Raw genomic sequence first — 20,459 nt, 5'->3', positions numbered from 1 at the left:
AGGTGTTCCCGGACGTTACGACAGGTGGGTACGGAGTGAGACTGACAATCCTCGGCGGCGGCGGGTTCCGCGTCCCGCTCGTCTACCACGCCCTCCTCGGCGACCACGGCCCCGGCCGCATCACCGAAGTCACCCTCTACGACACGGACTCGACACGCCTGTCGTCGATCGCCGCCGTACTCGGCCAGCAGGCGGCGGCTGTGGAGGGAGGGTGGGCGACGACCGCCCCCGGCTCCTCCGCTACCACTTCCGGCTCCACCGCCCCCGGCTCCTCCGCCAGCACTCCGGGCTTCATCGCCCCGGGCGTCAGCGCCTCGGAGCTTCCTCCGCTCCCACCGCCGGTGGTGACGGCGACGACCGACCTGGATGAAGCCATCCGGGGCGCGGACTTCATCTTCTCGGCGATCCGGGTCGGCGGGCTCGAGGGTCGCACGGTGGACGAGCGGGTGGCGCTCGACCTCGGCGTACTGGGGCAGGAGACGGTCGGCGCCGGCGGCATCGCCTATGGGTTGCGGACGATTCCGGTGGCGACGGCGATCGCTCAGCGGATCGCCGCGATCGCGCCGGAGGCGTGGGTCATCAACTTCACCAACCCGGCCGGGATGGTGACCGAGGCGATGATCCCGTACCTCGGCGATCGCGTGATCGGCATCTGCGACTCACCCTCGGGCCTCGGCCGCCGCGCGGCGCTCGCGCTCGGCGTGGACCCGGCGACCGCGTTCTACGACTACGCCGGACTCAACCACCTCGGGTGGCTGCGCGGTCTGCGGTCCGGCGGTGTCGACCGGCTGCCGGAGCTGCTCACGTCCACCGAGGAGCTCACCTCGTTCGAGGAGGGTCGGCTGTTCGGGGTGGACTGGCTGCGGTCGCTCGGCTCGATTCCGAACGAGTACCTGCACTACTACTACTTCGCGCGCGAGACGCTGGCCGCCGTACAGGCTGTTCGGCAGACGCGCGGGACGTTCCTGCTGGAGCAGCAGTCCGCGTTCTATGCCGAGACGGCTCAGCACCCCGACCAGGCGCTCGAGCTGTGGCAGAAGACGCGCGCCGAGCGGGAGTCGACGTACATGGTGGAGAGCCGTGAGGTCGCCGACGCCGGTGAGCGCGACGAGCGTGACATGGCCGCCGGCGGCTACGAGCAGGTCGCTCTGTCCCTGATGCGCGCGATCGCACACAACGAGCGGGCCTCGCTGATCCTCAACGTCCGCAACCGCGGCATCCTGCACCACCTCGACGACGACGCCGTGGTCGAGATCCCGTGCACGGTCGACGCCAACGGCGCCCTCCCGATCGCCGTCTCCCAGCTCACCGACCACCAGGCCGGCCTGGTCACCGCCGTCAAAGCCGTCGAACGCTCCACCATCGAGGCCGCCACCACCGCCTCCCGCTCCGCCGCCCTCCGAGCCTTCGCCTGGCACCCCCTGATCGACTCCGTCACCGCCGCCGGCCAGCTCCTCGACGCCTACACCACCCATCTCCCCGACCTCACCTACCTCCGCCCCTAACAGTGAGGACGTAGCAAGGGCCCCGCCGCCCGTGCCGCCCGTCCGCCCGCGGAGTGGTCCGAGAAGGGCGAGCTCGACTGGTGGCTGCACTCCGCTCGCCCACTCCGCTCCGCCCACTCCGCTCCGCCCACTCCGCTCCGCCCACTCCGCTCCGCCCACTCCGCTCCGCCCCGCCCGTCCGCGCGCTCCGCCCGCTCCGCGCGCCGCCCCGACCCCTCCCGCCACCCGTGAGTGCGGCATTTGAACGGATATCCGCTCAACCAACCCCTTCTCCGGCCAAATAACGAGGGGAGAAGGGGCAACTTGAGGGGATCTCCCCTCAAATTTCGTCGAGCGTCGACGACGGTGGGAGAGGGGTGGGTCGTCTCGGGATCAACTCGGTACGACGTTGGGCACGGGGCAGTCTCTTGCGCGGCCGGAAGGTGGTCGACGGGTGCTCAAGGTGAGCCGGCCGGGTGGCTTTGAGCACGGTTCGACCGTTTCGGCGGGTGTCACGTGGTTGGCGGGTGCTCAAGGAGGCTGCGAGGGTGGGCGGCGGCGGTGTTGGGTCGGGTACGGCGAGGGGGAAGGGGAGTGGATTGGGCGTGGGGGTGGGGGATCTGGCAGAATGGTTGGCTGAGTCCGTCCAGGTCTGTGCAGCCCTCTAACTCCACTGCCTGGTTCGGCCCATTCGAGCTGTCACTCGTTGTCCCCACGACGCCGTGCCGCTCACCCAGACATGTAATCCCGAGGGAGTTCCCGCAAACGTGGCAGTCAAGATCCGTTTGAAGCGCATCGGCAAGAAGCGTGCGCCGCACTACCGCATCGTCGTGATGGACGCCCGCAACAAGCGTGACGGCCGCGCCATCGAGGAGATCGGTAAGTACAACCCGAAGGCCGAGCCGTCGTTCATTTACGTCGAGTCGGACCGGGCGCAGTACTGGCTGGGCGTCGGCGCGCAGCCGACCGAGGCCGTCGAGGCCATCTTCAAGGCCTCCGGTGACTGGCAGAAGTTCAAGGGCCTGGAGGCTCCGGCCCCGCTGCGGGTCAAGGAGCCGAAGCGCGACAAGCAGGAGATCTTCAACGAGGCGCTGGCCGAGGCCCACGGCACGCTGAAGACCGAGGCCGTCACCGCCAAGAAGACGGCGAAGAAGGCCGCGGCCAAGGACGAGGCCCCCAAGGCTGAGGCGAAGGCCGACGAGGCCCCCAAGGCCGACGAGGCTGAGGCTCCGGCCGCCGACGACGCCAAGGCCTGACGGTGATGGAGACCGAGGCGCTGGAGCACCTGGTCCGAGGCATCGTGGACAACCCGGACGACGTGAGCGTCCGGGCCCGTAACCTGCGTCGCGGCCGGACGCTCGAGGTGCACGTGCACCCCGACGACATCGGCAAGGTGATCGGCCGCAACGGCCGGACCGCCACCGCGATCCGCACGGTCGTCGGAGCGCTCAGCGCCGAGCAGTCGCTGCGCATCGACTTCGTCGACGAGGCGAACAAGCGTCCGCGTCGTTGATCTGAAGCAGTACTTCGAAGGGCCGCAGCCGAACGGTTGCGGCCCTTCGCCATATTCTCAGTGGTGTTCGCAGCGAGAAGGGGTTTTGCGGTGCTGGTGATTGTCGGCCGGATCGGCCGGGCGCACGGGATCAAGGGCGAGATCGGCATGATCGTCCGGACGGACGAGCCCGACCTGCGGTTCGCCGACGGCGCGAAGCTGGTGACGACGTCCACGCCGCCGCGGACGCTCACGGTGGAGTCGAGCCGTTGGCACAGTGGGCGGTTGCTGGTGAAGTTCGTCGAGTCACCGGACCGGACCGCGGCGGAGCTGCTGCGCAATCTGGAGGTCCAGGCGGAGATCGGTGCGGATGAGCGGCCTGAGGACCCTGAGGAGTTCTACGACCGCGAGCTGATCGGTCTGAAGGTCCGCACGACTGCGGGCGAGGAGGCCGGTGAGGTGATCGACGTGGTGCACCTGCCGTCCCAGGACCTGCTGGAGATCCGCCGGCCGGGCGGCAACGCCGTGCTGGTGCCGCTGGTGCAGGAGCTGGTTCCGGAGATCGATCTGGGCGCCAAGTACGTGACGGTGGCGGACCGGCCGGGTCTGCTCGACCCTGACGGTGCCGAGGTGGTTCCGACGGAGCCTGGAGACGCGGCCCGATGAGGCTGGACGTCCTCACGATCTTCCCGGAGTACCTGGCGGCCCTGGACGTCTCACTGGTCGGCAAGGCGGCGCAGAGCGGCCTGCTGGACGTGCACCTACACGACCTGCGGCAGTGGACCTACGACCGGCACCGCACTGTCGACGACACCCCGTACGGCGGTGGCGCGGGCATGGTGATGAAGCCGGAGCCGTGGGGTGAAGCGCTGGACGCGGTCGCGCCGCCGGACGGCCCCACACAACCTCGTTTGATCGTCCCGACACCCGCTGGACGACCGTTCACCCAGGCGCTCGCGTACGAGCTGGCGGAGGAGCCCTGGCTGGCGTTCGCGTGCGGCCGGTACGAGGGCATCGACGCGCGAGTGGCGGCGTACGCTGGGGAGCGGATGCGCGTCGACGAGGTGTCGATCGGCGATTACGTGCTGAACGGCGGTGAGGTCGCCGTACTGGTCATGGTCGAGGCGGTGGCCCGGCTGCTGCCCGGTGTGATCGGCAACCCGGAGTCACTGGCCGAGGAGTCGCACTCCGGTGACGGACTGCTGGAATACCCGGTCTATACGAAGCCGGTGAGCTGGCGGGGGCACGACGTACCGGAGATCTTGCTGTCGGGGAACCACGGCAAGATCGCCGAGTGGCGGCACGAGCAGTCCATCAGCCGTACGGCGGAGCGCCGGCCGGACCTGCTGGCCGCCTGGGGCGACGTACTGGCCGGCAAGGAGGACGCTGACGCTGTTCGCATCCTCCCGGCCACGGCTGGGGATGCCGGCGAGATCTACACGCTGCAGCTGGCCGCCTTCCTCTCCGAGGGACGCCTGTACGACGACTACTCGATCCCACCGCTAGTGGAGACGGCTGACGCGGCGGCTGAGCGCTTGCAGCAGGGGCTCGTTCTGAAGGCTGTCGCGGGTACCCGCATCGTCGGGGCAGTTCAGCTGACGGTCGACGGTTCGGTCGGCTACATCGGGCGGATGGTCGTCGCTCCGGATTGGCAGGGCCGTGGGCTCGGGACCCGGCTGCTGCGGACCGCCGAGAAGCTCGCGCCGGCCGAGGTGACGACGTACGAGCTGAATACCGGCGGCCTGAGCGAGCGGAATCTGGCCGTCTACCGCAAGGCCGGCTACCGCGAGTTGCGGCGCGAGGCACAGACGCCGAAGGTCGACCTGGTGCACCTCGGGAAGCGCCGCCGCCGGAAGTGAGTACGGTCACCGTGCGCTTCCGGACCGGGCTGATTTCGTTACGGTGCGGGGCGTATGGCAAGATTGTCTGCTGCTGCTCTTTCGGTGCTCCTGCCACAGGGGGTGACCACCGATCGTGCAGCTTTTCGATGACTTCATCACCAACGACATCGTGGGTGACCTGTGGCACGCGCGAGAAGAGAGACACCTGATGAGCAACATCCTGAACGAGCTCGACAACGCGAGCAAGCGCGACGACATCCCGGCCTTCCGCGCCGGTGACACCGTCAACGTGCACGTGAAGGTCGTCGAAGGCAACCGTTCCCGCGTCCAGGTGTTCAAGGGTGTCGTGATCCGGCGCCACGGTGGTGGCCTGCAGGAGACCTTCACGGTCCGCAAGGTCAGCTTCGGTGTCGGCGTCGAGCGGACGTTCCCGATGCACACCCCGATCGTCGACAAGGTCGAGGTCGTCACCCGCGGTGACGTCCGTCGCGCCAAGCTGTACTACCTGCGCGAGCTGCGCGGCAAGGCAGCCAAGATCAAGGAGAAGCGGGACAACATCCCGGCCTCCTGAGCCAACGTAACGACGACGGTCACCTATGGCGCCGAGCACTGCGACTCGCGCTCGCCCTCGCTCGGCGCCCCGGAGGGCCGGTCGCAGCAAGGGACGTCACCGCAGGCTGAAGCAGCGGAATCCGCTGCTCAGTCTGCTGACCGAGATGACGACCGTGACGGTGCTCGCACTCGTCATCACGGTGGTACTGCGGCTGTTCGTCGCAGAAGCGTTCTACGTGCCGTCGGAGTCGATGTACGACACGCTCACCAAGGACGACCGGATCCTCGCCGAGAAGATCAGTTACCTGCATCGGGACGTCCAGCGCGGTGACATCATCGTCTTCAAGGACCCGGCCAACTGGCTGAACGAGGAGCCGGCCAAGCCCGGTGCGTTGCGCCAGGTCGGTGAGTTCGTCGGCATCCTGCCGCGCAGCGGTGAGGGTCACCTGGTGAAACGGGTGATCGGGCTGCCCGGCGACCGGGTGAAGTGTTGTGACCGCAACGGCCGGGTCACGGTGAACGGGATCGCCCTCGACGAGCGCGAGTACCTGCTCAAGGACGCACACCCCTCCGACATGCCGTTCGAGCAGGTCGTTCCGCCCGGTCATCTGTGGGTGATGGGCGACAACCGGGCCCAGTCGGCCGACTCCCGGGCGCACATGGGCGGCCCCGGCGGCGGGTTCGTCCCGATCGAGAACGTGGTTGGCCGGGCCTGTTGCGTAATCTGGCCGTCTGACCGGATGACGATGCTGCGTCCTCCGGAAACCTTCAAGAAGCCGGGGCTGAAGAAGTGACCGATACACCGACGAAGACGGACGCCGCCAAACCCGCCCATCGTTCGGGCTTCGCGGCTGCCGCCCGCGAGTTCGTGCTGATCGTCGTCGGAGCGCTGATCGTCTCCTCGATCCTGCGGGCGTTCGTCGGCCAGATGTTCATCATCCCGAGCGAGTCGATGGAGAACACGCTGCTGGTCGGTGACCGGGTCGTCGTCGAGAAGCTCACCGACGTCAAGCGCGGTGACGTGGTCGTCTTCGAGGATCCGGGCGGCTGGCTCGGCGCCGAGGAGAGCGGCCAGAAGCGCGGATCGGTCGGGCGGTTCTTCGAGGTCGTCGGCCTGCTGCCGGACTCCAGCCACGGTCACCTGATCAAGCGCCTGATCGGGATGCCGGGCGACAAGGTCGAGTGCTGCGACACCAAGGGCCGCCTGCTGGTGAACGGCCAGCCGCTGGACGAGACCAGCTACCTGTACCCCGGTGACGCCGCCTCCCAGATGGAGTTCCAGGTGACGGTTCCGGCCGGCCGGATCTTCGTCATGGGTGACCACCGCTCCGCCTCCGGCGACTCCCGCGTGCACCTGCAGGACGTCGACGCCGACGGCGGTAACCCCGGTGACGCGGCCTTCGTCCCGCTGGACAAGGTCACCGGCCGCGCGATCCTGGTCGTCTGGCCGGCCGGTCGCTGGGACAAGCTCGGCGTACCGGACACCTTCAAGGCCGTCCCGGCCGCTGCCGGCCCGCCGCCGGCCAAGCCGTCGATCTCCCTGACGCCTCCGCCCAAGTAGCACCCGCTTCGGTGATCGCGCCCCCGCCCGCCGAGCCCGCCGCCTTCGTCCCCGCCGCCCACTCCGGGTGCGGGGGCGTACCGGCATCTCGGCCCGCGGGCAGCGCGCCGACCGGATGTCCGGTTCGTCGGTTCGAGTGCCTAGGGTGGGACCTGTGATGCGGAGGGTTGGATGAGCGTGTTGCCCCGGGGGAGCACGGTACGCCGTGACGCCGGGCTGTACGGGTACGAGCGGGCGCTGCGCCGGGTCGGCCTGGACCCGATCGCCGGCGTGGACGAGGCCGGGCGTGGACCGTGCGCCGGCCCGCTGGTCGCGGCCGCGGTGATTCTGCCGGACGGCAAGCGCGGCCAGATTCCCGAGCTGGCCGATTCCAAGCTGCTGACCGCGAAGGCCCGGGAGCGCTGCTACGAGGAGATTCGCAAGCGCGCGCTGGCCTGGTCGGTGGTCTCGATCGAGGCGCCGGAGTGCGACCGCCTCGGGATGCACGTCGCGAACCTCCAGGCGCTCCGCCGGGCGCTGTTCCGCCTCGACGTGCGCCCGTCGTACGTGCTGACCGACGGCTTCGGCGTGGACGGTCTCGGCGTACCGGGGCTGGCGATCTGGAAGGGTGACCGGGTGGCCGCCTGTATCGCGGCCGCCTCCGTCATCGCGAAGGTGACCCGGGACCGCGTCATGGAGCACTGGGACAAGGAGTACCCGGAGTACGGCTTCGCCATCCACAAGGGCTACTGCACCCCCGAGCACCAGGCGGCACTGGACGAATACGGCCCGTGCCCGCAACATCGACGGCGGTTCGAGAATGTCCGCCGCAGTCTGCGGCCCGATATGGGACAGAATGTCAGCAGTCCCACCGGAGTGGAGAGTCGATGAGCGCGGATGATCTCGAGAAGTACGAGACCGATATGGAGCTGCAGCTCTATCGGGAGTACAAGGACGTCGTCGGGATCTTCAAGTACGTCGTAGAGACCGAGCGGCGCTTCTACCTGTGCAACGCGGTGGACCTCAAGGTCCGTACCGAGGGCGGCGACGTCTACTTCGAGGTGACGATGGCCGATGCCTGGGTCTGGGACGTCTACCGTTCCGCGCGCTTCGTGAAGAACGCCAAGGTCGTCACCTTCCGCGACGTCAACATCGAAGAGCTGGCCAAGTCCGACCTGGAAGTCCCCAAGGACTCCGACTTCGGTCGTTGACCCGCGTGCCCCGGCGCGTCGCCGGGGCCGCAGTGGATCCGTCAGGCCGGCATGGCCTCGCGGACCTTCGCCGTGTCCACGAACTGTTCGAAACGGACAATCAGTCCGCCCCGCACCACGAAGTGGTGGGCGACCCGTACGTCGATCGCCCGGCCGGTGGCCTGGTTGGTGGCGGTGTAGCGCGCCAGGACCAGCACGTTCTCCCCGTCGACGACGTAGGTGTCGTCGTGCGCGGTCCAGCCCTCCCAGTCGGCGGCAAGCCGCTCCATCACGTTCGCCGTGACGCCGTCCGGGGTGCGGTAGGTGCCGGCGAGCGGGAAGCCGGCCATCTCGGTCCATTCGACATCGGGCGCGAGCGTCGCGCGCAGCGCCTCCAGATCACCTGCTGCGGAGGCGAGGTACTGACGACGGACCACATCCGCCGGCGCGGTCGAGACCTCGAAGTCGCTCACCGCCATCAGTGGCCCCAGACCATTTCGCCGGTGGCGACCTTGGCGCCGATCTGCGCGGCGATCAGCATGCCGTGGTTGGGGTACCGCTCGACGAGCGTCGCCGTCAGCGCGGCGCCGTCCGTGGCGGTCGCCAACTCCTTCTCGAACGTGGTCAGGTACTCGCGGGTCGCTGCGATGGCGCTGGCATCAGCCGGGGTCCCGGGAAGCCGGTGCCCGGGGACGACGAGCTCGGGATCGAGAGCAGCCATCTCGTCCAGCAGATCGATCCACGCGGCCCGGTCCTGCGGGGTCGCGGTGTCAGCCACCCAGACGTGCTCCTGCTGGAACAGGAGGACACCGCCGAGGATCGCACGCTGCTCCGCCTGCCAGAGGTAGTGACGGTCAGGCAGACCGGCGGAGCCGCCCTTGAGCTCGAAGCGATGACCCTCGAGCGTCAGATCGCCGGTCAGCGGCTCGATCTTCACCAGCCTGGTCGGCAGGTTCGTGCCCAGTGCGGCCCAAGCGCCGAGCTTGCCCTCGTAGCTGCCCTGGATGTGCTCCAGAACCGGGGGAGTGGCCACGAAGCGCGCCTCCGGGAAGGCATCCGCAATCACTTCCGCGCCGAAGTAGAAGTCCGGGTCACCGTGGCTGAGGAAGACCGTGGTCAGTGTCTTGCCGGAGTCCAGGATCGCGGCCACCAGCCGGTGCCCGTCGGCGCGGGTGAAGCCGGCATCCACCAGCAGCAGCTCCTGCTCGCCCGCGACCAGGACGGCGGTCTTGTTCTGGCTGCCGACCGGAAAGTCCAGGTCGAGAATCGTGAAGTCCAGCGCGCTCATCGTGTTCACTCCCTTGGTCCGCCTACGGGATGCAGGCGCTTCATCTGACTGAACAGAATCTGACTAAGCAGATATTTCCCGCCGGGAGTGACCTACGTCACTATCTCTTACTTGAGGCGTGGCAAAGCTGCGGTGGCAGCCCGGCTGAGCAGCCGGAGATCCGCCGCGAACTGCTCGAAGTGATCCGCCGGCAGCGGAGCCACGAAGTACTGCTCGATATTGCGCCGATGCACGACCGAGGCCGCCACGGCAGTCCGCTCGCCCTCGGTCGTGATCCGCACCAGCCTGCTCCGACGATCGGTCGGATCCTCGGCCCGCTCAACCAGACCGGCGGCAATCATCCGATCGATCAGCCTCGTCACCCCGCCCGTGGACAGAACCTGCTGCTGAGCGATGGTCCGCATCGACAACCCCTCGCCACCGGCCCGCCCAAGGATGAGCAGCACCTCGTACGTCAGGTGCGTAATGCCGCACTCGTCCTCAAGCGCTCGCCCGAGGATGTACTCCAACCGATTAGCGGCTCCCAGCAACCGCCCGAATGACGTGATCAACCCGTCGTCCGCCGCCTCCTTGGCCGTCGAGATCTCCACTCGCTCACCCACCGCCAACCGCTCCCGTCCTCGCCCAACCTCGCGTCCTCATTGCACCAGCATCCAGCCGCGCCGGGCGCAGTGGGTTGACGTCAACCACCGATATGCGCCGCCAACTCCTCGAAATCGGCCACGGTTAGATCGGGCGCCGTGAACATCCGCGGGTACGGCGTCCGCCGCCGGTCGACGTACCAGCCCTGAAGGCCCGGCTGCTTGGCGCCGTCGATATCCCAGGGATGGACGGCGGCCAACGCCATTCGCTCCAACGGCACCTCACAGACTGTGCCGCTTACTCATAGGCCGCATGATGCGGCTTCCACGGCGGCTTCACTCGGTGTCTGGGCGGGTCAGGCACCAGCCGGTGGGATACGGGTGGACGAGGTTGAGGGCGGCGAGGTCTTCTAGGGCGCCTTCGGTGGTGGGGAGGTCGAGGCCGGCGGTGATGGCTATGCGGTGGGTAGCGGCCGGCGTTCGGACGGGGACGGCCTCCAGGGTGCGGCGGAGGTCGTCGGGGAGATTGTCGAAGGGGGTCGTGGGGGCGTGGCGGTAGGACGTCAAGGCAGTGCCGAGTGGGGAGACGGCTTCGATGATCTCCTCGACGTCGGTGACCAGCACGGCGTCTCGCTCGCGGATCAGCACGTGACTGCCTTCGGACATCCGGGAGGTGATCGGACCGGGGACGGCGAGGACTGGGCGACCGCACTGCTCGGCCCAGCCTGCGCTGTTGAGGGCGCCGCTGCGGACGGCGGCTTCGACGACCACGGTGCCCTGGCTTGCGGCCGCGATGAGGCGGTTGCGGGCGAGGAACCGTAGCTTGCTGGGCGAGCAGCCCGGCGACAGCTCGCTCACCACCAAGCCCTGCTCGACGATCCGGCTGAACAGTGCGGCGTTGCTCCGCGGATAGGCCTTGTCTACGCCGCAGGCCAGCACTGCAATGGTCACTCCGGCGACCGCGAGTGCACCTCGATGCGCGGCAGCGTCGATCCCATAGGCCCCGCCCGACACGACGGTGAATCCCTTCGCCGACAGTCCGGCTGCCAGCTCCCCGGCAACATGCGATCCGTACGACGAGCACGCCCGCGCGCCCACGATTGCCACCGAGGACTCGAGCGCCTGCCGGAGCCTCGCCGACCCTCGCACCCAGAGCCCGAACGGCACCCCGGCCCGTCGAGCCAACTGCCCAGCCTCGGCCAGCACGTCCACTTGCTCGGGCCACTCGGAGTCTCCCGGAATCACGAACCGTGCGCCGACAGCAGCCGCCCGCTCCAAGTCACGCTCGGGCTCGACCGTCGCCATCCGCGTCGCCCATCGCTCCGTCCCTGGCTCCTTGCGTCGCAATCGCTCCCACATCTCCATCACCCCGAGGCCCTCGAATGCCTTCAGGGCGGTCAGATCACCTGGCTCGATCACTCGCCCCAAACCGACCCGAGCCAAGCGCTCGGCCTCGCCGCCCTCGCCGATGGCGGCACCAGTAGTGGTGACCTGACCGCCGGACCCGCCGGGGTTGGCGAGAGGTGTCGCAGAGCTGGGCAGCCGTGTGCCGTCGGCGTCGAGAGGTGACGGAGAGCCGGGCAGGTGCATGCCGTCCGGGGTGAGTGTTGGAGTCATGAGGCGCGTCCTTTGAGAGGGCGGGAGTCGGACAAGGGCGTGAGAGGTTCGCCGGTGCGGAGCTGGAAGGCTTCGTGTGTCAGCTCGAGGCTCGGCTGTGGGAGGCCGCGAAGGTCCGCGAGCGTCCAGGCCAGCCGGACCACGCGGTCGAAGCCGCGGCCGGTCAGGCGGCCGGTGGAGTAGTGATCCTCCAGCAGGCGCTGGGCTTTGGAGTCGAGGGGAAAGTCCCGGCGCAGGACTGCTCCGGGGACCTCGCTGTTGAGGGTCCATGGGCTGTCGCGATAGCGGGCCGATTGTCGGTCGCGGGCGGCCTGGACACGCGCCGCGACAGTGGCCGTCGGCTCGGAGGACTCGGTCTCGGTCGCGCCGCGGCCGGCCGGGAGGATCTGCCGCTGGATGTCGAGGCGATCCTTGATCGGCCCGCTGATGCGTTGCCGGTACCGAGCGAGTGCCTGAGGCGTGCAGTTGCAGATCGCGTTCCGGACGCCGGACATCCCGCAGGGACAGGGATTCGCGGCCAGCACCAGCATGAAGCGAGCCGGGAACTTCGCCACCGCCGCCGACCGATGAACCTCGACGAACCCGGACTCCAGCGGCTGCCGCAACGTGTCGAGAGTCAGCGGATGCATCTCTGGGGCCTCGTCGATGAACAGGATGCCGCGGTGCGCGCAGCTGATCGCGCCCGGCCGCGGAACTCCCGAACCGCCGCCGACCAGACTCGACAACGATGCCGTGTGATGAGGTGCGATGAACGGTGGCCGTGAGACCAACTCGGCTTCACCGCTCAGCATCCCCGCCAGCGAATGCACCGCCGAGACCTCCAGCGACTCGTCGGTGCTGAGATCCGGCATGAGTCCCGCCAGCCGCTCGGCCAGCATGGTCTTGCCCGAACCCGGCGGACCGTGCAGGAACAGGTGATGACCACCGGCGGCCGCCGCCTCGATCGCCTGCCGGCCCTCGTGCTGGCCGATCACATCGTGCAGATCGACCTCCGGAACCCGGGTCAATGACTCTGACAGCAAGCGTGGCTCGGCCTGCGGTGCCGGCTCGTCGGGGATCTCGACTCCGCGCAGCAACGCCAGCACCTGGCGCAGTGACCGCACCCCGTAGACCTCGATGCCCGGCACGAGCCGCGCTTCGCCTGCATTCAGCTCTGGGACGACGATGCGCTCGAATCCCGATCTGGCGACAGCCAGCGTCATCGCGAGTGCACCGCGAACCTCGCGGATCCGGCCGTCGAGCCCGAGCTCGCCGATGATCGCCGTACGGCGTGAGGAGACCGGCTCGACCACCCCGGCGGCTGCCAGCAGCGCACACGCGATCGCTACGTCGTAGTGCGAGCCCGTCTTCGGCAAGGTCGCGGGGGACAAGCCGATCGTGACCTTGCGGTCCGGGAACTTCTCGCCGCTGTTGACCACGGCCGCGCGGACCCGCTCGCGTGCCTCCGACAGGGAGGCATCCGGCAAACCGATCAGGGTGGTCTTGGGCAGGCCTTGGGCGATGTCGGCCTCGACCTCCACCAGATGCCCTTCGAGCCCGACGAGAGCGACCGACCACATGTGTGCGAGCGTCATCAGGCGGCCCCGCGCAGGTGGTCCACCTGGGGTGGCGCGCCCTGGCAAAGCATGACGGCGACGATGTCGATCCGGACCTCGCGTGGCCGGACCTCGTGGCTGCGCAGCCAGGCACCGGCCAGCTTTCGCAGTGTGGTCAGTTTGCGATAGGTGATCGACTCCAGCGGCGACCCGTAGCCGAGTCCCCGCCGGGTCTTCACCTCACAGATGACGAGGGTGTCGCCCTCCCTCGCGACGATGTCGATCTCGCCGAGTCCGCAGCGCCAGTTGCGCTCGAGGATGACGAGACCTTGGGTCGTGAGATACCTGCTGGCGAGATCCTCGCCGAATTGCCCGACGGCCTTCGTGGTTCCCATCGTTGACCACCTCCGACAGAGAAGATGCCGGGATCGGGCCTCGATTTCGGAACGACTTCGCCGCCTGTGGAAAACCACAGACGGCGAAGGTCGAGCAGGAACCGGACTACGTCAGTTGCGCATGTGTTTACCGCGGGTGGATTTGTTCGGCGTCTGCTGCGGGGTGCGGATCGCCTTCAGCTCACCCGAACGCTCCGGCTCCGATTGCCGGATGGCCTGCAGACCGCCCGTCCCCGGGTCGGTGTCGCCGATGTCGAAGTCCCAGCTGTCCTCGTTGGCCAACCGGCTGTGCCACCGGCCGTAGAGGCCGTAGATCGCCAGTCCGAGCGCCATCCAGATCCCGAACTTGGCCCAGGTGCTGGTCTTCAGGTTCAGCATCAGCCACACCGTCGCACCGAGCGACAGCAGCGGGATGAGCGGCACCATCGGCACCCGGAAGCCGCGCTCGAGATCCGGCTCGGTACGGCGCAGCCGCAGCACACCGACGGCGCAGAACGCGAAGCAGAAGAGGGCGCCGATGACGAGCAACTCCTCCAGATCAAGGACGTTCGGGTATAGCGTCAGTGCGACTGCTGCCAGCCCGGCCGCACCGGCGGCCCGAGCGGGGGAGGAGTAGACGCGGCTGACCCGGCCGAGGCTCTTCGGCAGCAGACCGTCGCGGCCCATGTTGAACAGCACCCGGCTCTGGGCGATCAGCACCACCATGATGACGGTCATCAACGCCAGCAAGGCGCCGACGTTGACCACCTTGGCGGCCCAGCCGACGCCGACCGCCGCCAGTGCGCTCGAGACCGGCGCGCTGCCGCCGAGCTGACCGTAGGGCCGCATGCCGACCAGGACCACGGCCATCGCGATGTAGAGGATCGTGACGGCGCCGACGCCGAGCAGCATGCCCTGCGGGACCGTCTTGCGCGGGTTCTTGGCGTCCTCGGACGCGGTCGCGATCAGGTCGAATCCGATGTAGGCGAACACGATCGTGCTCGCGGCCGTGAAGATGCCCATCGTCCCGAAGGTGCCGAATGAGGAATCGAGGATCCAGCTCAGCAGCGTTGGACTGGCTGTCGCCGGCGCGGCCCGCGACATCGGCACGAACGGCGTGTAGTTGTCCCAGTTGATGTGCGTCGCGCCGACCACGATCACCAGCAGGATCACCGCGACCTTGGCGATCACGACCACGGTCAGCACCCGGGCGGACAGCTTCGTCCCGGTGACGATCATCGCGGTGAGCAGGAGCAGCAGCAGTGGCGCGACCAGGTTCAGCTTCGCGTCCGGGCCGAAGTACTTGGCGACGTTGTCGGGCAGTGTCAGGCCGAATCCGTCCAGGGTGGCCAGGAAGTAGGCCGACCACACCCGCGCCACGATCGCCGCGGCGGTGAGCAGCTCGATCACCAGCGCCCACCCGACCAGCCACGCCCACATCTCACCGAAGGTGACGTAACTGAAGGTGTACGCGCTTCCCGAGACCGGGATCGTCGAGGACAGCTCGGCGTAACAGGCCGCGGCCAGCAGGCACACGATCGCCGCGATGACGAACGACAGGATCACGGCAGGGCCGGCGGTCAGCGCCGCCTGGTTGCCGCTGATGCTGAAGATGCCGGAACCGATCATCACGCCCAGGCCGAGAACGACCAGGTCGCGACGACCGAACAGGCGCGGCAGACGGTGCCGTGCATCCTCGACTCGAGTGAACGCCGACTCGACCGGCAGGCGCCGGCCTACGGTCTGTCCGTTCGCTGAGGGGGCCATGGTCAGGGGTGCCTCCGTTGCTACTAGGGCAATCGGGCCGAACAGTAGTCGACCGTCGGGGTTATCGACCAGACCTCCTCTTCTCGACGACCGCGCGGTGGCTTGCGATGCCGGTCCCGCTCACGCATCGTCGAGGCATGACGCCGGGCGAAGTCAGCGCGAACGACGCGGCCACACCGCAGAGCACAGCTCTGCCGGAGGCTTTCACGGCGTTACTGACCGACTACGAACGGCATCTGACGGCGGAAAGAGACCTCAGCAAACACTCGGTCAGAGCGTACCTCGGAGACATCGCGGATCTACTCGATCATTTGATTCGGCTTGGTCACAACGATCTTGCGGCGCTCGACATCCGCGGCCTGCGCTCGTGGCTGGCCAAACAGCAGAGTCTCGGCAAGTCGCGCAGCACGATGGCGCGCCGGGCCACCGCCGCCCGGGTCTTCACCGCCTGGGCGAACCGGACTGGGCGGATCGCGACCGATCCCGGCGCGCTGCTCGCCAGTCCGCGGCCGCACAAGAGCCTTCCGGGCGTGCTCAACCTGTCCGACACCCGCGACGTACTGGATGCCGCCGCGGTCGCGGCCGACGACGGCAGCCCGGTCGGGTTGCGCGATCTCGCGATCATGGAGTTGCTCTACGCAACCGGTATCCGGGTCGGCGAGCTCTGCGCGCTGGACATCGACGACATCGACACCTCCCGCCGCGTCGTCCGGGTCTTCGGCAAGGGCCGAAAAGAACGCTCCGTCCCGTACGGCGTTCCCGCCGGTCAAGCGCTCGACCGCTGGCTGACCGAGGCCCGGCCGCGGCTCGCCCGCTCCGGCAGCGGCCCCGCGGTCTTCCTCGGGGCCCGGGGCGGCCGCATTGACCAACGCGCCGTCCGGCGGCTGGTGCACGAGCGGATCGCGGTCGTCGAAGCGCCGGATCTGTCGCCGCACGGCTTGCGGCACACGGCGGCCACGCACCTGCTGGAGGGCGGCGCGGACCTGCGCAGCGTGCAGGAGTTGCTCGGTCACGCGTCGCTTGCGACGACGCAGATCTACACCCACGTCTCGACCGATCGGCTCCGCAAGGCCTACGAACAGGCCCACCCGCGCGCCTGAGCCGGGGTGTGTCGCTGCACCTGGTGCGGCGGCGACCGCCGGGAATACGGCAGACTGCGGACCATGCGGGTTTCGGCGAAGTCTGACTATGCGTTGCGGGCGCTGATCGAGATCACCCAACGATGGGTGGCCAACGACCCCTCGGTGGTGTCGGCCGAGGAGCTCAGTCGCGCACAGGGGATCCCGCACGGCTTCTTGCAGGGCATCCTGGCCGATCTGCGCCGGGCCGGCATCCTGGCCAGCCAGCGCGGGCAGTCCGGCGGCTGGAAGCTCGCGGTGGATCCGAACGAGATCTCGGTCGCCGACGTGATGCGGGCCGTCGACGGCCCGATCGTGAGCATCTCCGGCGTGCGGCCGGAGAGCGTCGCCTACAACGAGCGGGCGGTCGTGCTGCAGCGGGTCTGGATCGCCGCGCGGGCCAGCCTGCGGGACGTCCTCGAGCACACGACGCTGACCGACCTGGCCAAGAACAAGCTCCCGGCCGGTGTCGAGCGGCGGTCCAAGGACGACGACGCCTGGCAGGCGCGCGTCCCCGGCAGCTGACAGCGGCAGCAGCCGGACCGGTCGGGCCGGGAGCAGCATCGCCGGATCGAGATAACGCTCGCCCTCCAGCAGGCCCCAGTGCAGACAGGTCTCGGGCGCGCAGTGCGAACCGGCCGCCGACAGGTGACCGATGACCGTGCCGACGGTCACCACCGTCCCCGCGCGAACCACCGGCACCACCGGCTGATACGTCGTACGGCGGGGGCCGGAGGCGACTGTGACGACGCCGACCCCGGCGACCGAGCCGGCGTACGCGACCGTGCCGGCGGTGGCGACGAGGACAGGTTGGCCCGGGGAGCCGGCCAGATCCAGGCCGCGATGGCCGGGCAGCCACGGCTCGGTTGGGTTGTCGAAGCCGTGCACGACAGGCGGCCGGGGCATGAGCGGCCAAATGGCACCCGCGGGAGCGCTTGCGGCGGCTGGGCGCGCAGGCGGGGTGGTTGAGGGAGCAGGCGGGGTGAGGACGGCCGGGGATGCTGGAAGGGCGAGGACGAGGGCGGCGATGTTCATACTTGGAAGATGCCGTGGAAAGGCCCGTTCCCGGCGGTGAAGTTGCCCGCCTGTGGACAACCTGTGGCCAGTTCGCTTCCGGTGGGGTCGGTCCCGTAGACTTTCCGATGGCGTCCCGCCTCGCGCGGGGCGACTACGCATGCCCGCACCACTGTGCGACCCCCTCGGTCCTGGCCTCACGGCCCGGATGGGGCCGGACGACGGGCATCAGGCGCGGCGGGCCGACCGGTCCACCGCGATTCAACCGAGAGTGCGTTGCCCGGGGCGATACCTGGGGGCGCACGACAGAGAGGACCACCTCATGGCCGTCGTGACCATGAAGCAGATGCTCGAGAGCGGTGTCCACTTCGGGCACCAGACCCGGCGCTGGAACCCGAAGATGAAGCGATTCATCCTCACCGAGCGCAACGGCATCTACATCATCGACCTGCAGCAGTCGCTGTCCTACATCGACCGCGCGTACGAGTTCGTCCGCAGCACGGTCGCCGCCGGTGGCGCGATCCTGTTCGTCGGCACCAAGAAGCAGGCCCAGGAAGCGATCGCCGAGCAGGCGACCCGGGTCGGCATGCCCTACGTGAACCAGCGCTGGCTGGGCGGCATGCTCACCAACTTCCAGACCGTCAACAAGCGGCTGCAGCGCCTCAAGGAGCTGGAGCTGATCGACTTCGACGACGTCGCCGCCTCCGGTGTCACCAAGAAGGAGCTGCTGCAGAAGCGGCGCGAGCACGACAAGCTGCTGAAGACCCTCGGCGGTATCCGCGACATGGCCCGGGTCCCGGCCGCCGTGTGGATCGTGGACACCAAGAAGGAGCACCTCGCGGTCGACGAGGCGCGCAAGCTCAAGCTGCCGATCATCGGCATCCTGGACACCAACTGCGACCCGGACGAGGTCGACTTCCCGATCCCGGGTAACGACGACGCGATCCGTTCGGTCGGCCTGCTGACCCGCGTGGTCGCCGACGCCGTCGCCGACGGTCTGATGTCGCGTGGTGGCCAGGGCGCCGCCGCGGCCGGCGAGGAGCTGGGCGCCGAGGAGCCGATGGCTGCTTGGGAGCGCGAGCTGCTGGAGAGCCAGAACGGCGCTGCCGCGGAGGCCCCGGCCGCCGCTGCCGAGGCGCCTGCTGAGGCCGCCGCGACCGAGGCGCCCGCCGCTGAGGCCGCCCCGGTCGCCGAGGCTGCCCCGGTCGCCGAGGCTGCTCCGGCCGCCGAAGAGGCTCCGGTTGCCGAGGAGACCCCGGCCGCCGAGGCCCCGAAGGCCGACGAGGCCTGAGTTCCGCTGATCCTGCCGCCCGCCTCGCGGGCGGCAGGGCACCGGACAGGTCCGCCCATCCAGCCGCATCGACACAGACGAGAGAACGAGGAATGGCGAACTACACCGCCGCTGACGTCAAGAAGCTCCGCGACACCACCGGCGCGGGCATGATGGACGCGAAGAAGGCGCTCGAGGCCACCGACGGCGACTTCGAGAAGGCGATCGAGGAGCTGCGCATCCACGGCGCGGCCAAGGCGCAGAAGCGGGGCGCCGAGCGCTCCGCCAGCAACGGCCTGGTGGCCGCTGCCGAGAACGCCCTGGTCCAGCTGAACTGCGAGACCGACTTCGTCGCCAAGAACGAGCAGTTCCAGCAGCTCGCGGCGGACATCGTCGCGCACGCGTCGGCCAGCAAGGTCGGCGACGTCGAGGGCCTGCTCAACGAGAAGCTGGCCGACGGCAAGTCGGTCGCCGAGAACATCGAGGCCCTGGCCGCGGTGATCGGCGAGAAGCTCGAGCTCGGCAAGGTCGCCGTCTTCGAGGGCCAGGTGACGGCGTACATGCACAAGCGCGCCGCGGACCTGCCGGCCCAGGTCGGCGTACTGGTCGAGTTCGAGGGTGACAACGTGGAGGCCGCCCGTGGCGCCGCCATGCAGGCCGCCGCGATGCGTCCGCTCTACACCACCCGCGACGAGGTTCCGGCCGAGACGGTCGCGAACGAGCAGCGGATCGCCGAGGCGACCGCGCGCGAGGAGGGCAAGCCCGAGGGCGCGCTCCCGAAGATCGTCGAGGGCCGGGTGAACGGCTTCTTCAAGGAGGTCGTGCTGCTCGAGCAGCCGTCGGTCACCGAGAACAAGAAGACCGTGAAGGCCGTCCTCGACGAGGCCGGCGTGACCGTGAAGCGGTTCGCCCGCTTCGAGGTCGGCGCCTGAGGTCTGAAGGACCGATCAGCACAGCACGCAACGAGGAGAGGCCGGAATCGTGACGGAAACCCTGGGTACCGAGACGAGTCCGGCCTCTTCGCCGTATTCGCCCGCCTATCGGCGGGTGCTGCTGAAGCTGTCGGGTGAGGTGTTCGGCGGCGGCAAGCTCGGCGTCGACCCCGACGTGGTGAACTCGATCGCCCGCCAGATCGCCGAGGTGGTCCGGGCCGGCGTCCAGGTCGCCATCGTCGTCGGCGGCGGCAACTTCTTCCGCGGCGCGGAGCTGCAGCAGCGCGGGATGGAGCGCAACCGCGCCGACTACATGGGCATGCTCGGCACCGTGATGAACTGCCTGGCGCTGCAGGACTTCCTGGAGAAGCTCGGCATCGAGACCCGGGTCCAGACCGCGATCACCATGGGTCAGGTCGCGGAGCCGTACATCCCGCGCAAGGCCGAGCGGCACCTGGAGAAGGGCCGCGTCGTCATCTTCGGCGCGGGCTCCGGCATGCCGTACTTCTCCACCGACACGGTCGCCGCCCAGCGCGCGCTCGAGGTCGGCGCCGAGGCGCTGCTGATGGGCAAGCAGGGTGTGGACGGGGTCTACGACTCCGACCCGAAGAAGAACCCGGACGCCGTCAAGTTCGACCAGCTGTCGTACGACGACTTCCTGGCCCGCGGACTGCGGGTCGCCGACGCGACCGCGATCAGCCTGGCCCGCGACAACGCGCTGCCGATCGTGATCTTCGGTCTCGAGGAGGGCAACATCGCCCGGGTCGTGCACGGGGACAAGATCGGTACGGTCGTCGCCCCGGGGTAGTCCCGGATCGGGCCGCCGTACCACTAGGATCGTCACGAAACGGGCCGCGCGGATGC

At 68.9% G+C, this 20,459-nt stretch carries 23 protein-coding genes and 1 pseudogene; 15 read left to right on the top strand and 9 right to left on the bottom strand.

Annotated elements, in window-relative coordinates; genetic code table 11:
- Nucleotides 1-35 precede the first annotated feature (35 nt).
- The 10 genes from ABZS29_RS32160 to ABZS29_RS32115 all read left to right on the top strand — a co-directional run bounded on the left by ABZS29_RS32160 (nucleotide 36) and on the right by ABZS29_RS32115 (nucleotide 8,120).
- Nucleotides 36-1,505 carry a 6-phospho-beta-glucosidase gene (locus ABZS29_RS32160; protein ID WP_355467679.1) on the top strand — a complete coding sequence of 490 codons (1,470 nt, stop codon included), beginning with the start codon at nucleotides 36-38 and terminating at the stop codon, nucleotides 1,503-1,505.
- Nucleotides 1,506-2,251: 746 nt separating this feature from the next.
- Entirely contained in the window at nucleotides 2,252-2,740 is a 489-nt protein-coding gene (rpsP, locus tag ABZS29_RS32155) for a 30S ribosomal protein S16 (RefSeq protein ID WP_355467678.1), read from the top strand.
- Nucleotides 2,741-2,745: 5 nt separating this feature from the next.
- Nucleotides 2,746-2,997: an RNA-binding protein gene (locus ABZS29_RS32150; RefSeq protein WP_355467676.1), complete on the top strand. Its 252-nt coding sequence runs from the start codon at nucleotides 2,746-2,748 to the stop codon at nucleotides 2,995-2,997.
- Nucleotides 2,998-3,087: 90 nt separating this feature from the next.
- Entirely contained in the window at nucleotides 3,088-3,642 is a 555-nt protein-coding gene (gene rimM / locus ABZS29_RS32145) for a ribosome maturation factor RimM (protein ID WP_355467674.1), read from the top strand.
- Entirely contained in the window at nucleotides 3,639-4,835 is a 1,197-nt protein-coding gene (trmD, locus tag ABZS29_RS32140) for a tRNA (guanosine(37)-N1)-methyltransferase TrmD (RefSeq protein ID WP_355467672.1), read from the top strand. Before rimM ends, trmD begins: the two co-directional genes overlap by 4 nt.
- Before the next feature lie 190 nt (nucleotides 4,836-5,025).
- On the top strand, nucleotides 5,026-5,388 hold the full coding sequence (gene rplS / locus ABZS29_RS32135) for a 50S ribosomal protein L19 (RefSeq protein ID WP_343963366.1): 363 nt from the start codon (nucleotides 5,026-5,028) through the stop codon (nucleotides 5,386-5,388).
- Nucleotides 5,389-5,533: 145 nt separating this feature from the next.
- Nucleotides 5,534-6,163, top strand: coding sequence for a signal peptidase I (gene lepB, locus ABZS29_RS32130; RefSeq protein WP_355467670.1), 630 nt, complete (start codon nucleotides 5,534-5,536; stop codon nucleotides 6,161-6,163).
- Entirely contained in the window at nucleotides 6,160-6,930 is a 771-nt protein-coding gene (gene lepB / locus ABZS29_RS32125) for a signal peptidase I (protein WP_355467668.1), read from the top strand. Before lepB (ABZS29_RS32130) ends, lepB (ABZS29_RS32125) begins: the two co-directional genes overlap by 4 nt.
- A 171-nt stretch (nucleotides 6,931-7,101) precedes the next feature.
- Complete coding sequence (locus ABZS29_RS32120) at nucleotides 7,102-7,800, top strand: ribonuclease HII (RefSeq protein ID WP_355467666.1); 699 nt, start codon at nucleotides 7,102-7,104, stop codon at nucleotides 7,798-7,800.
- The gene (locus ABZS29_RS32115; RefSeq protein WP_012922325.1) at nucleotides 7,797-8,120 is read left to right on the top strand and encodes a DUF2469 domain-containing protein; all 324 of its coding nucleotides are present in this window, start codon (nucleotides 7,797-7,799) and stop codon (nucleotides 8,118-8,120) included. Before ABZS29_RS32120 ends, ABZS29_RS32115 begins: the two co-directional genes overlap by 4 nt.
- Nucleotides 8,121-8,161: 41 nt before the next feature.
- Here ABZS29_RS32115 and ABZS29_RS32110 read toward each other — a convergent pair whose 3' ends face one another.
- From ABZS29_RS32110 to ABZS29_RS32075, 8 genes are all read right to left on the bottom strand, one after another.
- Nucleotides 8,162-8,572: a nuclear transport factor 2 family protein gene (locus ABZS29_RS32110; RefSeq protein ID WP_355467663.1), complete on the bottom strand. Its 411-nt coding sequence runs from the start codon at nucleotides 8,570-8,572 to the stop codon at nucleotides 8,162-8,164.
- Between the two features lie 5 nt (nucleotides 8,573-8,577).
- Complete coding sequence (locus ABZS29_RS32105) at nucleotides 8,578-9,387, bottom strand: MBL fold metallo-hydrolase (RefSeq protein ID WP_355467661.1); 810 nt, start codon at nucleotides 9,385-9,387, stop codon at nucleotides 8,578-8,580.
- A gap of 107 nt (nucleotides 9,388-9,494) precedes the next feature.
- A complete protein-coding gene (locus ABZS29_RS32100) occupies nucleotides 9,495-9,977 on the bottom strand; it encodes a MarR family transcriptional regulator (RefSeq protein WP_355467659.1) in 483 nt (160 codons plus the stop codon).
- Between the two features lie 92 nt (nucleotides 9,978-10,069).
- A complete protein-coding gene (locus tag ABZS29_RS32095) occupies nucleotides 10,070-10,249 on the bottom strand; it encodes a hypothetical protein (RefSeq protein WP_355467658.1) in 180 nt (59 codons plus the stop codon).
- A 55-nt stretch (nucleotides 10,250-10,304) separates the two neighbouring features.
- The gene (dprA, locus tag ABZS29_RS32090) at nucleotides 10,305-11,585 is read right to left on the bottom strand and encodes a DNA-processing protein DprA (protein WP_355467656.1); all 1,281 of its coding nucleotides are present in this window, start codon (nucleotides 11,583-11,585) and stop codon (nucleotides 10,305-10,307) included.
- A complete protein-coding gene (locus ABZS29_RS32085; RefSeq protein WP_355467654.1) occupies nucleotides 11,582-13,159 on the bottom strand; it encodes a YifB family Mg chelatase-like AAA ATPase in 1,578 nt (525 codons plus the stop codon). Before ABZS29_RS32085 ends, dprA begins: the two co-directional genes overlap by 4 nt.
- Nucleotides 13,159-13,515 (bottom strand): YraN family protein, encoded by a 357-nt coding sequence (locus ABZS29_RS32080; protein WP_355467652.1) that lies wholly within the window; start codon nucleotides 13,513-13,515, stop codon nucleotides 13,159-13,161. The genes ABZS29_RS32085 and ABZS29_RS32080 overlap by 1 nt, the downstream gene beginning before the upstream one ends.
- A gap of 111 nt (nucleotides 13,516-13,626) precedes the next feature.
- Nucleotides 13,627-15,261 (bottom strand): amino acid permease, encoded by a 1,635-nt coding sequence (locus ABZS29_RS32075; protein ID WP_355467650.1) that lies wholly within the window; start codon nucleotides 15,259-15,261, stop codon nucleotides 13,627-13,629.
- Between the two features lie 137 nt (nucleotides 15,262-15,398).
- Here ABZS29_RS32075 and ABZS29_RS32070 point away from each other — a divergent pair, with 137 nt between their 5' ends.
- Both ABZS29_RS32070 and ABZS29_RS32065 read left to right on the top strand, forming a co-directional pair.
- Entirely contained in the window at nucleotides 15,399-16,361 is a 963-nt protein-coding gene (locus ABZS29_RS32070; protein ID WP_355467648.1) for a tyrosine recombinase XerC, read from the top strand.
- A 63-nt stretch (nucleotides 16,362-16,424) separates the two neighbouring features.
- A complete protein-coding gene (locus tag ABZS29_RS32065) occupies nucleotides 16,425-16,904 on the top strand; it encodes an Rrf2 family transcriptional regulator (protein ID WP_355467646.1) in 480 nt (159 codons plus the stop codon).
- A gap of 54 nt (nucleotides 16,905-16,958) precedes the next feature.
- On the opposite strand, the pseudogene ABZS29_RS32060 reads toward ABZS29_RS32065, so the two are convergent.
- Nucleotides 16,959-17,285: pseudogene (locus tag ABZS29_RS32060) on the bottom strand (peptidoglycan DD-metalloendopeptidase family protein); the annotation flags it as partial.
- 430 nt (nucleotides 17,286-17,715) lie between these two features.
- Between ABZS29_RS32060 and rpsB the strand changes: the two are divergent.
- The 3 genes from rpsB (at nucleotide 17,716) to pyrH (ending at nucleotide 20,403) form a co-directional block, all read left to right on the top strand.
- On the top strand, nucleotides 17,716-18,684 hold the full coding sequence (gene rpsB / locus ABZS29_RS32055) for a 30S ribosomal protein S2 (protein ID WP_355467644.1): 969 nt from the start codon (nucleotides 17,716-17,718) through the stop codon (nucleotides 18,682-18,684).
- 92 nt (nucleotides 18,685-18,776) lie between these two features.
- Nucleotides 18,777-19,595, top strand: coding sequence for a translation elongation factor Ts (gene tsf, locus ABZS29_RS32050; protein ID WP_355467643.1), 819 nt, complete (start codon nucleotides 18,777-18,779; stop codon nucleotides 19,593-19,595).
- 61 nt (nucleotides 19,596-19,656) lie between these two features.
- Nucleotides 19,657-20,403 (top strand): UMP kinase, encoded by a 747-nt coding sequence (gene pyrH, locus ABZS29_RS32045; RefSeq protein ID WP_355468354.1) that lies wholly within the window; start codon nucleotides 19,657-19,659, stop codon nucleotides 20,401-20,403.
- The last annotated feature ends 56 nt before the right edge of the window (nucleotides 20,404-20,459 follow it).

The organism is Kribbella sp. NPDC005582, assembly GCF_040605415.1.
Lineage (GTDB): Bacteria > Actinomycetota > Actinomycetes > Propionibacteriales > Kribbellaceae > Kribbella.
This window is presented reverse-complemented; position numbering and strand designations above follow the sequence as displayed.

What these genes read in the sequence shown, in the direction of transcription:
- trmD (WP_355467672.1), top strand. Translation starts at nt 3,639, where the DNA reads ATGAGGCTGGACGTCCTCACGATCTTCCCGGAGTACCTGGCGGCCCTG.
- ABZS29_RS32085 (WP_355467654.1), bottom strand. Translation starts at nt 13,159, where the DNA reads ATGACGCTCGCACACATGTGGTCGGTCGCTCTCGTCGGGCTCGAAGGG.
- ABZS29_RS32080 (WP_355467652.1), bottom strand. Translation starts at nt 13,515, where the DNA reads ATGGGAACCACGAAGGCCGTCGGGCAATTCGGCGAGGATCTCGCCAGC.
- rpsB (WP_355467644.1), top strand. Translation starts at nt 17,716, where the DNA reads ATGGCCGTCGTGACCATGAAGCAGATGCTCGAGAGCGGTGTCCACTTC.
- ABZS29_RS32065 (WP_355467646.1), top strand. Translation starts at nt 16,425, where the DNA reads ATGCGGGTTTCGGCGAAGTCTGACTATGCGTTGCGGGCGCTGATCGAG.
- tsf (WP_355467643.1), top strand. Translation starts at nt 18,777, where the DNA reads ATGGCGAACTACACCGCCGCTGACGTCAAGAAGCTCCGCGACACCACC.
- ABZS29_RS32075 (WP_355467650.1), bottom strand. Translation starts at nt 15,261, where the DNA reads ATGGCCCCCTCAGCGAACGGACAGACCGTAGGCCGGCGCCTGCCGGTC.
- lepB (WP_355467670.1), top strand. Translation starts at nt 5,534, where the DNA reads ATGACGACCGTGACGGTGCTCGCACTCGTCATCACGGTGGTACTGCGG.
- ABZS29_RS32115 (WP_012922325.1), top strand. Translation starts at nt 7,797, where the DNA reads ATGAGCGCGGATGATCTCGAGAAGTACGAGACCGATATGGAGCTGCAG.
- rplS (WP_343963366.1), top strand. Translation starts at nt 5,026, where the DNA reads ATGAGCAACATCCTGAACGAGCTCGACAACGCGAGCAAGCGCGACGAC.
- ABZS29_RS32150 (WP_355467676.1), top strand. Translation starts at nt 2,746, where the DNA reads ATGGAGACCGAGGCGCTGGAGCACCTGGTCCGAGGCATCGTGGACAAC.
- ABZS29_RS32070 (WP_355467648.1), top strand. Translation starts at nt 15,399, where the DNA reads ATGACGCCGGGCGAAGTCAGCGCGAACGACGCGGCCACACCGCAGAGC.
- ABZS29_RS32120 (WP_355467666.1), top strand. Translation starts at nt 7,102, where the DNA reads ATGAGCGTGTTGCCCCGGGGGAGCACGGTACGCCGTGACGCCGGGCTG.
- dprA (WP_355467656.1), bottom strand. Translation starts at nt 11,585, where the DNA reads ATGACTCCAACACTCACCCCGGACGGCATGCACCTGCCCGGCTCTCCG.
- ABZS29_RS32105 (WP_355467661.1), bottom strand. Translation starts at nt 9,387, where the DNA reads ATGAGCGCGCTGGACTTCACGATTCTCGACCTGGACTTTCCGGTCGGC.